At 70.6% G+C, this 16,231-nt stretch carries 14 protein-coding genes; 11 read left to right on the forward strand and 3 right to left on the reverse strand.

All coding sequences use genetic code 11. The features are described 5' to 3' along the window. Positions 1-107: 107 nt before the first annotated feature. The 9 genes from Pla163_RS03515 to Pla163_RS03555 all read left to right on the forward strand — a co-directional run bounded on the left by Pla163_RS03515 (position 108) and on the right by Pla163_RS03555 (position 9,073). A complete protein-coding gene (locus Pla163_RS03515) occupies positions 108-401 on the forward strand; it encodes a ubiquitin-like small modifier protein 1 (protein ID WP_145183651.1) in 294 nt (97 codons plus the stop codon). Continuing rightward, positions 398-1,555: a molybdopterin-synthase adenylyltransferase MoeB gene (moeB, locus tag Pla163_RS03520; RefSeq protein ID WP_145183654.1), complete on the forward strand. Its 1,158-nt coding sequence runs from the start codon at positions 398-400 to the stop codon at positions 1,553-1,555. The genes Pla163_RS03515 and moeB overlap by 4 nt, the downstream gene beginning before the upstream one ends. Positions 1,556-1,575: 20 nt before the next feature. Next, positions 1,576-2,574, forward strand: a complete 999-nt coding sequence (locus Pla163_RS03525) for a PLP-dependent cysteine synthase family protein (protein WP_419186280.1) — start codon at positions 1,576-1,578, stop codon at positions 2,572-2,574. A gap of 131 nt (positions 2,575-2,705) precedes the next feature. Next, on the forward strand, positions 2,706-4,235 hold the full coding sequence (gene pyk / locus Pla163_RS03530) for a pyruvate kinase (RefSeq protein WP_145183656.1): 1,530 nt from the start codon (positions 2,706-2,708) through the stop codon (positions 4,233-4,235). A 189-nt stretch (positions 4,236-4,424) separates the two neighbouring features. Then, positions 4,425-5,288 carry a ParA family protein gene (locus tag Pla163_RS03535; RefSeq protein ID WP_419186281.1) on the forward strand — a complete coding sequence of 288 codons (864 nt, stop codon included), beginning with the start codon at positions 4,425-4,427 and terminating at the stop codon, positions 5,286-5,288. A 187-nt stretch (positions 5,289-5,475) separates the two neighbouring features. Continuing rightward, on the forward strand, positions 5,476-6,432 hold the full coding sequence (locus Pla163_RS03540; protein WP_145183662.1) for a hypothetical protein: 957 nt from the start codon (positions 5,476-5,478) through the stop codon (positions 6,430-6,432). A gap of 106 nt (positions 6,433-6,538) precedes the next feature. Then, a complete protein-coding gene (locus Pla163_RS03545) occupies positions 6,539-7,804 on the forward strand; it encodes an aminotransferase class I/II-fold pyridoxal phosphate-dependent enzyme (protein WP_145183665.1) in 1,266 nt (421 codons plus the stop codon). 1 nt (position 7,805) lies between these two features. Further along, positions 7,806-8,585 carry a uracil phosphoribosyltransferase gene (locus Pla163_RS03550; protein WP_145183668.1) on the forward strand — a complete coding sequence of 260 codons (780 nt, stop codon included), beginning with the start codon at positions 7,806-7,808 and terminating at the stop codon, positions 8,583-8,585. Between the two features lie 62 nt (positions 8,586-8,647). Next, positions 8,648-9,073, forward strand: coding sequence for a c-type cytochrome (locus tag Pla163_RS03555; protein WP_145183670.1), 426 nt, complete (start codon positions 8,648-8,650; stop codon positions 9,071-9,073). Positions 9,074-9,090: 17 nt separating this feature from the next. Here Pla163_RS03555 and Pla163_RS03560 read toward each other — a convergent pair whose 3' ends face one another. From Pla163_RS03560 to Pla163_RS03570, 3 genes are all read right to left on the reverse strand, one after another. Then, complete coding sequence (locus tag Pla163_RS03560) at positions 9,091-9,582, reverse strand: hypothetical protein (protein ID WP_145183673.1); 492 nt, start codon at positions 9,580-9,582, stop codon at positions 9,091-9,093. A gap of 239 nt (positions 9,583-9,821) precedes the next feature. After that, complete coding sequence (locus Pla163_RS03565; protein WP_145183675.1) at positions 9,822-10,907, reverse strand: phosphotransferase enzyme family protein; 1,086 nt, start codon at positions 10,905-10,907, stop codon at positions 9,822-9,824. A gap of 171 nt (positions 10,908-11,078) precedes the next feature. Further along, positions 11,079-12,479 (reverse strand): B12-binding domain-containing radical SAM protein, encoded by a 1,401-nt coding sequence (locus tag Pla163_RS03570; protein ID WP_145183678.1) that lies wholly within the window; start codon positions 12,477-12,479, stop codon positions 11,079-11,081. Positions 12,480-12,808: 329 nt separating this feature from the next. On the opposite strand from Pla163_RS03570, the gene Pla163_RS03575 reads away from it, so the two are divergent. Both Pla163_RS03575 and Pla163_RS03580 read left to right on the forward strand, forming a co-directional pair. Further along, on the forward strand, positions 12,809-14,320 hold the full coding sequence (locus Pla163_RS03575; RefSeq protein ID WP_419186282.1) for a B12-binding domain-containing radical SAM protein: 1,512 nt from the start codon (positions 12,809-12,811) through the stop codon (positions 14,318-14,320). Between the two features lie 173 nt (positions 14,321-14,493). Further along, a complete protein-coding gene (locus tag Pla163_RS03580) occupies positions 14,494-16,146 on the forward strand; it encodes a mucoidy inhibitor MuiA family protein (protein ID WP_145183684.1) in 1,653 nt (550 codons plus the stop codon). Positions 16,147-16,231: the final 85 nt, after the last annotated feature.

Below are 16,231 nucleotides of genomic sequence, written 5' to 3' on the forward strand. Positions count from 1 at the left end.
GCAGCGCACCGTCCGCAGCACGCCGCTCGATCCGCTCCGTCCGCGCCCCGACGGCGCGCGCTCTTCCGTCCATCGCACGTCTCATCGCTCGAGCCCCTACGACCGCCATGACCAGCGCCACCCTGCGCCTGCCCACGCCCCTGCGCGCCTTCTGCGGCGGGCAGGACGAAGTCACCCTCGAAGGGGCCACCGTCGGTGAACTCCTGCGCGCCCTCGAGCGCGAGCACCCGGACCTGCGCGGGCGCATCCTCGACGAGAACGGCGAGGTGCGCCGCTTCGTCAACGTGTTCGTCGACGGCGCGAACGCGCGCGGCAACGGTGGACTCGACGCCGACGTGCGCGACGGTTCGCAACTGACGATCGTTCCCGCCGTCGCCGGCGGTTCGGGCCGCTCGCGGTGAGCACGTCCCGGGAACGCCTCGACGCGTTGCGCGCCGCGCTCGGCGAGGTCGAGCCGCGCCAGGCCGCCGGTGATCCCGACGGCGTCGTGCTCGACGTGCGCGAACCCGACGAGACGTCCCAGGGCAGTCCCACCGGCGCGCTGCGCGTGCCGAAGAGCTTCCTCGAACTGCGCGTGGAGGAGGCGTTGCCCGATCGTTCGCGACCGGTCTACGTGCTGTGCGCGGGCGGCGTGCGTTCGCTGTTCGCCACCGAGGCCCTGCGCGCGCTCGGCTACGAGCGCGCCGTCAGCGTCGCGGGCGGCTTCTCGCGCTGGAAGGCCGACGGACTCGCGTTCGAGGTTCCGCGCGCGCTCGACGCCGCCGGCCGCGTGCGTTACGGGCGGCAGGTGATCCTGCCCGAGGTGGGCGAGGAGGGGCAGCTCGCGCTCGGACGCAGCCGCGCCGTCCTGGTCGGCGCCGGCGGACTCGGATCGCCCGCGGCCTACTACCTGGCGGCGGCCGGCGTGGGCGAACTGGTGATCGTGGACGACGACGTGGTCGATCGCTCGAACCTGCACCGCCAGATCCTGCACACCGATGCGCGCGTCGGTCGGCCCAAGGTCGAATCGGCGAAGCAGACGCTCGAGGCGCTCAATCCCGACGTGCGCGTCGATGCACGGCGCGTGCGCCTCGTCCCGGAGAACGTCGAGGAGGTCTTCGCCGGCGCGGACGTGGTGCTCGACGGCACGGACAACTTCCAGACGCGCTACCTGGTCAACGACGCCTGCGTGAACCTCGGCATCGCCAACGTACACGGCGCGATCTTCCGCTTCGAAGGCCAGGTCTCGGTCTTCCACCCAGCGCGCGAACGCGGCGTCGCGCCCTGCTATCGCTGCCTCTACCCCGAGCCGCCGCCGCCGGAACTGGCGCCGTCGTGCGCGGAGGCGGGCGTTCTCGGCGTCCTGCCGGGCGTGATCGGGTGCCTGCAGGGGATCGAGGCCATCAAACTGTTGCTCGGCATCGGCGAGCCGCTGATCGGCCGGATGCTGCACTACGACGCCCTGCGTCAGCGCTTCCAGGAGCTCACGTTCGGCGCCGATCCGAAGTGCACCCACTGTGCGCCCGACGCGCCGGTGCGGCCGTACCAGACCTTGGCCGAGAGCTGCGGCGCGTGAGCACGCGCGACACCACGACCATGACGACGATCGAAGAGACGAACGCGCGCGAGATTCGGCGCAGCGCAACCGGTGTCCCCGCGTCCGCGCCCATGCCCGCCGTCGGTCGCGCGCTGCTCGCCACGGTCGGAGGGACGCCGCTCGTCGAACTGACCGAACTCGGCGGTCTGCCCGCGGGAACGCGGCTCTTCGCGAAGCTTGAGACGCGCAACCCGACGGGTTCCGTCAAGGACCGGCCGGTGGCCAGCATGCTCGCCGCCGCCGTGCGCGACGGACACGTCGGGCCGGGCAGCGGCCGCCGTCTGCTCGACTCGTCCTCGGGCAACGCGGGCATCGCCTATGCCGCGCTCGGTCCGCTGTTCGGCGTGGACGTCACGTTGGTCGTGCCCGGAAACGCCAGCCGCGAGCGACTCGAACGCATCCGCGCGCACGGCGCCGAGCTGATCCTCACCGACCCGCTCGAAGGCTACGACGCCGCGCGCGCGTTGGCGTGCTCGCTCGCCACCGACGACCCGGAGCGCTACTGGTACTGCAACCAGTACGCGAACGACGCCAACTGGCGCGCGCACCACGACGGCACTGCGGGCGAGTTGCTGGAACAGCTCGCAGAGCTCGGACTCGGCGCGCCCGACCTGTTCGTGTCCGGCGTCGGGACCGGCGGGACGCTGACGGGCGTCGGCAGGCGGCTCAAGGCCGAGTCACCGAACGCCCGCGTGGGGGCCGTGGTTCCCGACCTCTTCCCGGGCATCGAGGGTCTGAAACCGCTCGGTGCTCCCGGCGACCGCGCCCCCGAGCTCTTCGACGCCAGCCTGGTCGACCACCGCGTCGACGTGCGGCTCGAAGAGGCTCTCCCGGTCTGCAGTGAACTGGCGCGCTCGGGACTGTTCGTCGGACCTTCGTCCGGCGCGAACGTCTACACGGCGCGCCGCTTGGCTCACGAACTGGGGGCGCCGCCGATCGTCGCGACGCTCCTGTGCGACCTCGGCGAGCGCTACCTCTCGACCGGGATGTGGTCGTGAACACCGACAGCTCTCGACCGAACCGCGACACCTCCACCGATTTGGAGCCCCCGAGCACGCCGGGTAGTCTGCTCGGAGGTTCCGACCGGGATCACGACCAGTACCGATCCGATCGAGGACGGACCGCTTCGATGAACGATGGATCGACAAGTGGCGAACCCGACGAGTTCGAGCCCGACGACAGCCAGCGCACGCCGACCCCGATCGAGCGTCGCCGCCGGCTGAACGCCCGCCGCGTCCGCGAACGCGCACGCACGAAAATCGTCGCGACGATCGGTCCCGCGTCCGAGGGGCGCGTCGACGAACTGATCGAGGCGGGCATGTCGGTCGCGCGCCTCAACTTCAGCCACGGCGAGGCCAAGGAACACAGGCGGCGCGCGGACGTGGTGCGCAAGGCCGCCAAACGCGCCGGTCGTCCCGTCGCACTCCTGGCCGACATCCAGGGCCCGAAGCTGCGGATGGGGCGCTTCGCCGACAAGTCGCGCGAGCTCGAGTTCGGCCAGCAGGTCGTCGTCCGCCAGGGCGACGAGTTGGCGGGTCCGGGCGAGATCTACTTCAACTTCGACGGCTTCCTCGGCGCGGTCGAGGAGGGGCACCGACTCGTGCTCGCCGACGGTGCGGTCGAGCTGATCGCGATCGAGGTCGCGTCGGACCGCATCGTGGCCGAGGTCGAGCGCGGTGGCGTCGTCGCCGATCGCAAGGGCGTCAACCTTCCGGACACGCGCCTCGCCGTCACCCTGCCGACCGAGAAGGACCTGGCCGACATCACGATCGCGCAACAGATCGGCGTCGAGATGCTGGGACTCAGCTTCGTCGGCGACGCCGAGGAGGTCGAGCGCATCCGCGAGCTGGCACCGGGCACGATGCTGGTCTCGAAGATCGAACGCGCGATCGCGCTCGAGCACATCCACGAGATCCTGCGCGCCTCCGACGGAATCATGGTCGCGCGCGGCGACCTGGGCGTCGAGGTGGACCTCGAACAGCTCCCGATGATCCAGAAGTCGCTGATCCACGCAGCGGTGATGGAGGGACGTTTCGTGATCACGGCGACGGAGATGCTCGAGTCGATGATCTCGTCCTCGCGGCCCACGCGCGCCGAGGTGACCGACATCGCGAACGCGGTGCTCGACGGCACCGACGCGGTGATGCTCTCGGCCGAGACCGCGATGGGGCGGTATCCCGTGGAAGCGGTCGCGGTGATGAGCCGCATCTGCCGCGCCGTCGAGCAGAGCCAGCGCTACCTCGACCTGCCGCGCGTCGCCTTCCGCCAGTCCGAGCAGACCTTCTCGAACGCCATCGCGCTCGCCGCCGTGCAGGCCGCCGAGGCCCTCGGCCTGTCGAAGATCATCGCCTTCACAGAGACCGGCAACACGGTGCGCCTGCTCAGTCGCTACCGCCCGCAGGCCGAGGTGGTCGCGATCACGCCGTCCGAGCGCGTCTACAATGCGATGGCGATCCTCGCCCACGTGCGGCCGTTCATGTGCCGTCGCGGGACGTCGATCGAAGGCATGTGGCAGACCGCCAGCGACGATCTCCTCGCGGCCGGCATGGTGCGCCAGGGCGAGAAGATCATCTTCGTCGCCGGCATCCCGCCCGGCGTCGCGCGCACGACGAACCTGCTCAAGCTGCACCGCATCGGCGAGCAGCTGCGGTTCCACTGAGCGAAGGAGGGAGCCCCGGACGGATCGGATCCGCGGCGGATGCTCGTGGCGCGCGGGGCGTACCGCGCACGTGCGCACCCCCGGGGCGCGGCGGCGGACGGGCTCGAGCGCCGTCGACGCGTTCGAACGCCATGGGGGGGCTCCCGAGCGGTCGTGCGTCGCACCCCGGTAGTGGCTAGGATGCCCACCGTGGAGCACCTGCACGAAACGGAGTCGAGCACCGGCGCTGCGAGCTCGTCCGAGCGCGCGGGGTCGAACTCGCCCCTGCGCGGCGGCGGCCCGGTCTGGACCTTCGCGAACCAGAAGGGCGGCTGCGGGAAGACGACCACGGCCGTGCACCTGGCCGGGGCTCTGGCGGCGGCGGGCGAACAGGTCCTGTTGATCGACATGGATCCCCAGGCCCACGCGACGATGGCGCTCGGGCGCGCGAGTTCCCCCGGGTCGTCGATCGGCGACGTGCTGATGGGGGAGCGGCGGCTCGACGACGTGCTGCAGCAGGTGTCCGAGCAGGTCTGGCTCGCTCCCGCCGCCGGCGATCTCGCGCGTTTCGAGCGCGCGGCCTCCGAGCGTCCGGACCCCGAACGGGCCCTGCGCCGGGCGCTCGGGACCATGCAGACGCCCTTCGACTGGGTGCTCGTGGACTGTCCGCCGCGCGCCGACGGGATCCTCACCGCCAACGCGGTCGTGGCCTCGACGACGGTGCTGCTGGTGGTCGAGACCGGCGCGTTCTCCCTGCAGGGGGCGCTCAAGGCCCGCGGACTGCTCGAGGACATGGCGGACGCGCTCGAGGTCCCGCTCGAGATGCGCGTCGTCGCGACCATCTTCGATCGCGAGCTCGAGTTCGCGCGCGAGGTCCTCGTGGCCATGCAGGCGCGCTTCGGCGAGCTGCTCTTCGACACGACCGTGCGCTCGGACCGCCGCCTGCGCGAAGCCGCCGGCTACGGCGCGTTCGTCCAGGACCTGGCGCCCGAGTCGGAGGCCTGCGACGACTTCCGGGCGCTGGCCGAGGAGGCCCGCGCCCACGTTCGGCGCACCTCGGCGGCACGGAGCTGAGGGCGGGGCGCCAGGCGCCGGGGCGAGCACGCACTCGGCCCGAACCCGCGTGCTGGCTCCAGCTTGGGTCGCCCGGCGCCCGGCGAGCGGTCCGCGGGACGACGCGTGCACCGCGCGCTCGCGACGCTACCCTTGGGGACCGATCGCCGACCGACTTCGGCGCCACCACCGTGAGACACCGCACGTGATGATCGACCTCGCCCTGCTCTGCAACCTCTACGCGGACGGCCCGACGACGCTCGGCCGTCTCAAGGAGTTGGGGTGCGAGTCGCTCGAGGACGTGGTCGCCCTGTCCGGCACCGATCTGGGCTGGGCGCTGCAGGAGAGTTCGGAGGCCTGCGAGCGTTTCCGACGCGAGGCGCGGCTCCTGCGCGAACGACGCGGTCCGGTCGCGGGCGAGGTCCAGGCGAGCGAACGCAGTCGTGGCGCAGCCGAACCGACCCCCGAGGCACGCGCTCGCACGACCGGCGCAGGGGCCGCGACCGCCGGCGATCCCGCCCGCACCGGACAGCCCGAGGACGAACGCGGCTCGGCGATCGAGCGCCGCCATGCATCCGGCGCCCAACGCCGCGCCAGCGAGTCGGGCAGGCGCGACGGTTCGTTGCTCGACGTCCTGCTGCGTGCCTGGCGCCGCGCCTCGGGTCGGGACGACGACCAGGATGCGACCGACGTCGCACCGAGCGCCGACGCGAACGGGCCGAGCGAAGGTTCGAACGCCGAAGTGCCGCGCCCCACCTTCGAGCCCCGTCCGCCCGAACCCTCCGTGCCCGAGCGCCGCGCCCACGACGGACCCGCGCTCGCGCCCAGCTTCGAGCAGCGCGTCGAACTGAACGCCGCTCCGCGCCGCGCCGAGCCCACCGTCGACACCGCGGCCAACTCGCTGGCCGGCCAGTCGCCGCGCGCGGCCGCCCAGGCCCCCGCCACCCGAGCCGAGCGCGTGCGGCGCGGAACGCCTCTTCTGCGCGTCGGCTTCGAAGGGGTCGAGGCCGACTACGCGCGCGAACTCGAGGGCCTGGGGATCGACACGGTGGAGGACTTCCTCGCCTCCCAACCCCTCGACCTCGCCGGGCGCTCGTCCATGCGCTACACGGTCCTGTTGCGCATGCAGTTCGTGGCCCGCCGCGAGCTCGAACGGGTTCCCTGACCGGCTGGACGCCCGTGGATGCCCGGGCACCGCGGTTCGAGCCCGTGCGGGGCCGGTCGCACGGGGTCGATCGAGTATCGTGGTCGCCCTCCCGACCCAAAGCCTCGTGAATCCGCCCTCAGCCAACGCCGGACCGCTCGATCGGAGCATCGCCCTGATCCCCGAGTCCCAAGACCGTCCCGGTGACGATCCGATCTTCTCGCTGAACGCGGAAGCCCTCGAACGCGCCGCCACCGGTGCGAAGGTCGTCAACGCGACGCTCGGTGCCCTGTTCGACGACGACGGGTCGCTGGCGGTGATGCAGAGCGTGTTCGACGCCCTGCGTGCCGTGCCGCCCGAACGCGCCGCCGCCTACGCACCCATCGCCGGACCGCCCGAGTTCCTGACGGCGGTGCTCGACGACCTCTACGGCGGGCACGCGCTGCACGAGCAGTCGGTGATCGTCGGCACGCCGGGCGGAACGGGCGCGCTGTACGACGCGATCGTCAACTTCACCGAGCCGGGCCACGCGCTCCTGACGTCGAGCTACTACTGGTCGCCCTACGGGATCCTGGCCGATCACGCGCGCCGCGGACTGACCACGTTCCGCATGTTCGACGAGGCGGGCGACTTCGACGTCGCGAGCCTCGAGCGACGCCTCCACGAACTGCTGGACGAGCAGGGGCGCGCGCTGGTCGTCCTGAACACGCCGTGCCACAACCCGACGGGCTTCTCGCTCGACGACGACGAGTGGCGCCGCACGGTGAAGGTCCTGCGCGACGCGAGCGAGAAGGGCCCGATCGCCCTGTGCATCGACTACGCCTACGCCGAGTTCGCGGCCGAGCGCTCGGGGAGTTGGCGCGATCACGTGGCCGGACTGATCGACCGCGTGACCCTCCTGGTGGCCTGGACCGCGTCCAAGTCGTTCACCCAGTACGGCGCCCGGGTCGGCGCGCTGGTGGCGAGCCACGCGGACCCCGCCGAGCGCGAGCGCCTCCTGAACGCCTTGCGCTACACCTGCCGCGGCACCTGGTCGAACTGCAACCACCTCGGCATGTCGGGCGTGGCCGACGCGCTGATCCGGCCCGAGCTGCGGGCGCGCCTCGAGAGCGAACGCGGCGACCTGCGCGCGCTCCTCGACGCGCGTGTGAAGGTCTTCAACGAGCACGCGAGCGGCACGTCGTTGCGCTATCCGCGCTACGAGGGCGGCTTCTTCGTGTCGTGCTTCACCAGCGACCCGCACGCCGTCGCGCAGCGCTGCAAGGCGCAGGGCCTCTTCCTCGTTCCGCTGCAAGGAGCCGTGCGCGTGGCGCTGTGCTCGGTGCCGGCCGCGGACATCCCGTTCCTCGTCGAAGTGCTCGACGAAGCCGTCCGAAGCGTCGAGAACCGCTGACATGCACAGGAGCGAGCACGGCTACGGCGAACGCGTCACCATCTTCGACGACCCGGTGACCGCGACGCTGCTGGCCCGGCTCGGTTCGCCCGACAGCACGCGCGCCGAGGTCCTCGCGAACCTGCGCAGCGTGTACGCGGGCCTCTGCGCCGAAGCCGCCGTCGACCGCCTTCCGCGCGTGCGCCGCGAAGTGCCGACGCGGATGGAGGAGAAGCACCCGGGGACCGGGATCTGGCGTGGCGAGTTGGTCGATCCGGCGTCAGAGGTCGTGGTCGTCGACGTGATCCGCGGCGGCATCGTTCCCAGCCAGGTCTGCTTCGAGGCGCTGTCGCGGATCCTGCCCGAGGACCACGTGCGCCTCGACCACCTGCACATGTCGCGCGTCACCGGACCGGACGGCTCGATCACCGGCACGGACCTGTTCGGGAGCAAGATCGGCGGTCCCGTCGAAGGTCGGCACCTGTTCGTGCCCGATCCGATGGGCGCGACCGGCTCGACCGTGGTGACGGCGCTCGACCACTACCTCGAGTCGTTCGGCACGCCCGCGTCGGTCAGCGTCCTGACCGCGATCTGCACCCCGGAGTTCCTGCGGCGCGTCCTCGAGCACCCCGCGAACGTGCACGTGGTGACGGGGCGCCTCGATCGCGGCCTGTCGCCGGACGTGGTGCTCGCGACGCCGCCGGGCACGCGCTGGAGCGAGGAGCGCGGACTGGACGCGGACGGCTACATCGTCCCCGGCGCCGGTGGCGTGGGCGAGGTCCTGAACAACAGCTGGTGCTGAGCGCCGGTCGGCCATCTGGGCGACTCGTGCTCCTTCATTCTCGAACCCGTACCGATCCCACCATGGAACGACGCCTTCTCACGCTCACTGGTCTCGCCCTCTCGGTCGTCGTCGCGAGCTGCACGGGTTCCGACGACGCCGCGCCGGCCACGGACGGTGGCGCGGCGCAGGCCCCGGCGGTCGAGGAACGTCCGCTGTCCGACGCGGTCGCGCTCTACTCCGGCGGCACGCAGCCGTCCTGCGCCTTCTGCCACGGAGCGAAGGGCGAGGGCGCGATGATGGGGCCCGCTCTCGACGGTCTCGGCGAGGACTGGACGATCGACGAGTTGGCGTCGTTCATCAGCGATCCGCCGGCGTACGCGGCCGACCACGCGCGCCTGACCGAGCTCGCCGGTCGCTACCAGATGCCGATGCCCAAGCCGAGTGGCTTCGACGCGAGCGACTCGCGGGTCATGGCGCGCTGGTTGCTCGAGGGCATGCCGCGCTGACGGTCGCGCGCGGTCGTTCAGCGCGCCGCGCCCGATGCCACGTAGAAGGCGGGCGCGCGGTCCCAGTGCAGCACGGTGACCTCGGTCCCGCGCGGCTGGGTGGTCAGCACGCGGCGCAGCTCGCTCTCGCGCATGACCACGCCGCAGCCGCTGAAACGCCCGTCGCGTTCGCAGGCGAAGACGCGGCAGGTTCCGGCCAGCACGTCCTCGATCAGATCGATCGCCGCCGGCAGTTCGCTCGCGCGTCCGCTGCCCGGCGGTGCGTCGAACTCGGCCGAGAAGCGCCCCCAGCGCACCGCGACGCGATCGCGGTCTCCCGTGTCGACGAGCAGCGGTCCGTGTTCGCCGGAAGGGGAGGGGACCTCGAGCACGAAGTAGCGTCCGCCGCCCGGGGCCGCTTCACTGCGAGCGAAACGCGCGAGGACCGGATTGCCGTGCAGGAGCGCGTGGGCGAGGTCGGCGCTCGTCTCGTCGAGCTGGTCGATGCCGTCGAATCCGTAGGTGGCCATGGTCGCAGGTCGGGGTGGGGCGGCCCGACACCTTAGTGATGTGATCGACTCGCTCGGCGCGCGCTCTCCCTTCGAATCGGCCCCGCGAGTCGGAGCCGCCTCGCGCGGGCGCGCCGCTGCGCCCTGGCCTTCGGCGGGCCGCACTGCCCGGAGCGTCTCGAGCAGGGGGCGGCGTCGGCGCCACGCAACCCGCACGGCGCGCCGAGCTGTCTCGACGGACCGCATCGAGCCACGAGCGCTCAGCGCGCCGCGACGATCGCTTCGAGCTCGCGTCGGCGTCCTTCGATGCGCTCGACGAGTCGGAGCTGGGCCCGCGCGCGGTCGAGGTTCTGGCCCTCGCGCTCGACGCGGAAGTAGACGTCGCCCGCCAAGTGGTCAGCGAGGAAGCGCACGCCCTGCTGCAGGGTCATGATGCGAGCGCCCTCGACGAGCAGCGCCCGCTCGAGCGGTTCGATCGTCGCGCCGAATCCGTCCAGGAACCCGTCCACCAGCGCCACGAAGACTTCGCGGCCCACGTCGATCGCATCGAGGTCGGTCTCGTCCTCCGGGCGCCCCGAAGCCATCGAGCGCACGAGGTCGCCGAAGTCGAACAGGCTGCTGGTGGGCATCACCGTGTCGAGGTCGATGACGCACAGACCGCGGCGGGTCGCGTCGTCGAACAGCACGTTCGAGATCTTCGCGTCGTTGTGCGCGATGCGTTCGGGCAGCACTCCGGCGGCGAGGGCCGAGGTGATCGACCCGGCGCCGGCGCGGCGGGCGAGCGCGAACTCGATCGCGTCCGCGGCGGAGGCCCGGCGTTCGTCCGTCGCCCGTTCGAGAGCGCTCGCCAGTTGCTCGAAGCGGTGCGGCGTGTCGTGGAAGCGCGGCAGCGACTCGGCCAGTCGCGGCCCGTCGTAGCCAGCCATGTGCGTGAGGAATCGTCCACAGGCGACGGCCGCTTCGCGCGCGTCGTTCGCGTCCCGCGGTTCGAGCAGGCAGATGCTGTTCTCGATGAACTCGAAGCAACGCCAGGGCTGTCCGTCGGCGGCGTCGCGCAGCCAGTCGTCACCATTGCGCGTGCGCACCAACCGCAGCGCGCGCCGCTCCTGGTCCGTGCTGCCCGCCAAGTGTCCCGAGAGGTGATCGGTGACGGCGACGAGGTTGTCCATGACCACCTCGGGGCGCGTGAAGACCGTGGTGTTGACGCGCTGCAGCAGGAAGCGCCGAGCGCCGCCGGTCGTCGTGACGACGTACGAGCTGTTGATGTGCCCACCGGCCTGGGGGCGGATCGAGTCGACGGGGGCGCCCAGGTCGAAGTGGGCGGCGATCGTGGCGGGGGAGGACACGTGGGTGGGGGTCCGTTCGGTACGGCGTCAGGCACGCAGCTGCCACCTGCCGCGCCGACGCCCGTTGATCGGTACGGCGTCAGGCACACATGTGCCACCTGCCGCCAACGATGCTGCGATTCGCAACGACCAGGGCGGCAGGTGGCACATGTGTGCCTGACGCCGTACCGATCAACGGGCGTAGGCGCGCCGGGCGAACAAGAGCGTCAGGAACGGCAGCATGTTCGTCTTGTTCGGGATCAGACTGAAGATCCGGAACAGGCGCTTCGGCTTCAGGTAGAAGCGGCGGTAGGCCTTCTTGCGCAGCTTGAAGATCTGCTCCTCGGTCACCGCGCTGAGGTTGATCTGCGACTGGTAGGGCTCGTAGGTGCTCCAGTCGTTCGGCAGCTCGAAGCCCGCGTTCTCGACCTGCTTGAACAGTTCCGTGCCCTTGAACGGGATGACGCGGAAGAACGCGGCGGTGTGGAACGACGAACTGGCCGCCCAGTCGATCGTCGCCTCCATCTCCTCCTCGGTCTCGGTCGGGAAGCCCAGCATGAACGCGCCGTGGACCATGACGCCCTGCTTGGCCGTGAAGTCGACGATGTGGCGCACCTTGTCGATCTTCAGGTTCTTCTTCATGACCTTCTGGATCCGCGGCACGGCGGACTCCACGGCGATCATGCAGCGGTACATGCCGGCCTGCTTGAGCAGCACCACGAGCTCCTCGTCGAGGATGTCGCCGCGGAAGCCGTTCGGGAAGGTCAGCTTGATCTTCCAGCCGTTGTCGATGATGCCGCGCGCGATGGTCTTCGCGCGCTCCGGCTTGAAGTTGAAGATGTCGTCCATGAAGACGAACTCCTTCACGCCGTAGTCCTCGACCAGGAGCCGCATCTCGGCCAGCACGTTCTCGGCCGAGCGCTCGCGGAACACCTTGCCGTAGGAGTTGTGGCAGTAGGTGCAGCGCCACGGGCAGGCGCGCGACGAGAACATCGTCGCGAACTCCTTGTGCGCGTAGATCACGCCGCCACGCGGGACCTTGTGGTACTTCGCGTGGTCGACCAGGTCCCAGGCCGGGAAGGGCAGTTCGTCGAGGTCGCGCGGGGGCGACCGATCGGGCTCGTGGACGACCTCGCCCTCGGCGTTGCGCCACGAGATGCCTTCGCAGCCCGACCACTCGGTCCGACCGAGCGCCACACCGTCGAGCACGTCGGCGAAGGTGACCTCGCCCTCGCCGCGCACCACGATGTGGACGTTCTCGTCCTTCATGACGTCGTCGGACGCCACGCTCGGGTGCGGTCCGCCGCAGACGACCACGGCCTTCGGCAGGCGCTCGCGGACGAGCTTCGCCAGCTCGTGCATGCAGCCCGCCTCGTAGGTCATCGCCGACAGGCCCACGACGTCGGGCGCGAGGCGTTCGAGTTCCTCCACGCAGCGCTCGGGGGTCCAGTCCTCGACCTTCATGTCGAGGATGTGCATGTCGCCGTGGCCGCGCTCTCGGGCGACCGCGGCGATCATCATCACGCCCAGCGGGTGGACGTGCGTGAACTGGGTGTACGGGTGATACGTCTGGACGAGTGCGGTGCGGACCATGGTGGCCGTCGATGATAGCCGCGATCGGTCCTCGCGCCGCGCACGGTCGCGGGCGGCGGGTCGGCGCAACGACTTCCGACCGAGGGCCCGTGCTGGTTCGCCGCGCGCCACCCTGGGGCTCGCCCCGACCTCTTGCCAGCGGGCTCGCGACCGCGCACGTCCGCGCCCTGCGGCGGGTACGATTCTCCACGGATCGAGCGAACGTCGCGGTCCGCGCTCACGTCGATCTCCGAGGAGTCCGTGCGCGCCGCAGATCGACGACACCGCTCGCGATCTCGAACGACGACCCCACCTGCCGGCCCACCCTTCCGTCCCCCGGAGCGCCTCCCTTGGCACGCGTCGCCTTCATCGTCACCACCTGCCACGAGTTCGAGGGCATCAAGGTCCTCTCGTCGGTCCTCAAGCAGCACGGCCACGAGTGCGACTGCTTCATCACGTCCGAGGAGAAGGACTTCCACGGTGCGGTGCGCGACTACGCGCCGGACGTGCTCGGCATCTACGCCACGACGGGACAGGAGGCCTGGGCCCACCGCCACATCGAGGCCTGGAAGAAGGAGCTCCCGCACCTCAAGACCGTGATGGGCGGCCCGCACCCGTCCTTCGACCCGGGCAACCTGCGCGACGAGGGGATCATCGACGCGATCATCAAGGCCGAGGCCGAGTACGCGATGCTCGACCTGGTCAACGCGTGGGAGGGGAACAACTCGATCGAGCTGATCCCCAACGTCGGCTTCTTGCGCGACGGCGAGCCGTGGGTCAATCCGATCCGTCCGGTGATCCAGGACCTCGACGAGCTGCCGTTCCCGGACGTCGACCTCTTCTACAAGTACCCGTTCCTCGCGAAGAAGCGGGTGATGCAGGTCCACGCGAGCCGCGGCTGTCAGAACAGCTGCACCTACTGCTCGGTCGGCCTGATGAAGAAGGAGTGGATCAGCGGCAAGAAGGGCGAGCGCTTCAACCGCACGAAGTCGGTCGACTACCTGGTCGCGGAGATGAACGACATCCTCGCGCGCTTCCCGCACTTCAAGATGGTCAACTTCGGCGACGCCGCGCTCAACATGGAGAGCGGCTGGATCCAGGAGTTCGCCGAGAAGTGGCCCGCGAAGGTCGGTCTGCCGTTCGCCTGCAACGTCAACATCAACTACCTGGACGAGGACGACATCGAAGCCATGTCGCGCGCCGGCTGCGTCTCGGTGCAGTTCGGCCTCGAGTCGGGCTCCGAGGACGTCCGCCTCAAGGTCTACAAGAAGGGCTACACCGACAAGGTCGTCTACGGCATCCCGACCTTGCTGCGGAAGCACAAGATCACCTACCGCACGAACAACATCATGGGCTCGCCGGCGGAGACGCTGGACGACATGTTCAACACCGTGCGCACGAACCGCGCGATCAAGCCCAACGGCTGCACGGTGTTGATCTACCGCCCGTTCCGCTCGACCGAACTGGGGCGCGAGGACTTCGAGAAGGAGCGCGTCGACTTCAGCCGCGACATCGGCCCCTCGATCCAGGCCGACAGCCAGATGCTGCGCGACGACGTGGAGGAGGTGGTCAACCTCCAGAAGCTCTTCAACGTGGCGGTCTACCTGCCGTTCGGTCTGCCGCTGGTGAAGGCGCTGATCAAGCTGCCGCGCAACCCGCTGTTCGACTGGACCTTGCTGGCGTTCCTCTGGTACCAGCACGCGGTCGTCTCGGGCTACGGGATGGTCGACGACTTCAAACTGGGCCTGAAGAACATCGGACAGATCTTCGGCAAGAAGTCGGGCGGGATGCACAGCTACGGCGACACCCAGAAGAACCAGTTCCTCGACACCTTGGACACGGGGCAGGACGTCTCGGTCTGAGGCGAAGGACGGCTGCCGTTCGGGCGGGGCGGGTGTGCGCGAGCGGCGCACACCCGCCCCGTTCGCGTTCGAGAGCCACTCGTCGCGCGCGCATCGCTCGCGACTTTCGTCCAACAGGCGGCGGTGGCGTACCGTTCGACCGTCCTCGAACGGCCCCAAGAACCTCGACCACCATGCTGCTCACCTCCGCTCTGCTCGCCTCGCTCGCTCTCCAGGATCCGACCGCGATCGACAGCCGCGTCGCGTCCGTCGACGTCTATCCGAACACCGCGCTCGTGACGCGCGCCGGCCAGGTCCCCGCGGGCGACGGTCGGGTGCTGCTGCGCGGTCTGCCCGAGTCCCTCGACCCGTCGACCATCCGCCTGCGGGCACCGGGGTCCGAGATCGTGGCGCTCGAGGTCCTCGAGCGCTTCGTGCGTTCGGTCCCGGCCGACGCGATCGCCGAGGCCAGCGCGCGCATCGAGGCGATCGACGCCGAACTGCGCCGGCGCGGCGACGAGGTGGGCCTGCTCGAGATGCTGTCCAAGCACTTCCTGACGCTCCTGGACGAGCAGGCGCGCGGCGACGCGGCCCTCGAACTCTCGGCCGCCGCGCGCATGGAGTCCGTCGCGATGGTGCGCGAGCAGGTCTCGTCCCTGGCGGCCGAGACGCGCGACCAGCGCGCCGCGATCGCCGAGCTCCAGGCCGAGCGCGAGCGACTCCAGGCCGACGTCGGCCGCTGGCGCAACGGGACGTCGACGCGCGTCTACGACGTGCAGTGCGACCTGCTCGACACGGACGGCGACGCGGATCCGTTCGAACTCGAGTACCAAGTTTCGGGCGCCCGTTGGGAGCCGTTCTACGACGTGCGCGCCGACAGCGATCTGGCCGGCGTCGACCTGGTCTTCCGCGCGCGCATCTTCCAACGCACGGGCGAGGACTGGGACGGGGCGACGATCGCGCTGTCCACCGCCGTCCCGCGCCGCCGGTTGACCGCCCCCGAGCCGCGGATCGCGTGGGTCGACCTGATCGATCCGACGTCCAACAAGTGGGGCTCGTCGGGCGCGATCATGATGGACTCCGCCGTCGAGATGTCGGCGGAAGCTCCGCCCGAAGGGAGTCCGAGCGATCGCGCGGGCTTCACCATGAGCAACGAGGCACGCAAGGCCGCTTCGGGGCGCTGGGCCGACATCCAGGCCGACGGCGTGAATCTGCGCTACGTGCTGCCCGTGGCCCAGTCCGTGCCGAGTCGCCCCGAACCGAGCTCCGTCCTGATCGGTCGCGAGCGCCTCGACGTCGAGATGGAGCGCGTCTGCCTGCCCGGCATCGACACGACCGTCTGGCTGCGCGGGCGCGCCACGAACACCACGCCCTGGGTGCTGCTCGAGGGCGACGCGAGCATCTACCTCGGCTCGACCTTCCTCGGCCGCACGCCGCTCGCGCGCGCGCAGGTCGGAGCGACGTTCGACGTGCCGCTCGGCGAGGATCCGACGATCGCCGTCGAGCGCATCGAGACCGAGAACGAGGTGGACTCGGCCGGCGTCTTTTCGAGCACCGAGCGTCGCTTCACCACGCACCGCATCAAGATCACGGACAGCTCCGTCGCCGGTGGCGCGCCGAAGCGCCTGATCGTCCACGAGTCTCTGCCGCGCCCGCGGACCGATCGCATCGACGTGAAGATCGACCGGGTGTCGCCCGCGCTCGCCACCGGCGAACGTTGGAAGGAGCTGCGCGAGGAACGCGGCGTGCTGACCTGGACCCTCGATCTGGCGCCGGGTGGCGAGCGCGTCGTCGAACTGCGCGTCAGCCTGGGGTACCCCGAGGGGCGGACGGTCGTGGGCGGGTGAAGTTTCCGCTGGAAGGGCCGCCACCGAGTCGATCCTCGGGCGGTCCTTCACGTGACCTGGGCGCCGTCCTGGCTACCCTGGTCCC

This window comes from Rohdeia mirabilis (assembly GCA_007750655.1).
Lineage (GTDB): Bacteria > Planctomycetota > UBA1135 > UBA1135.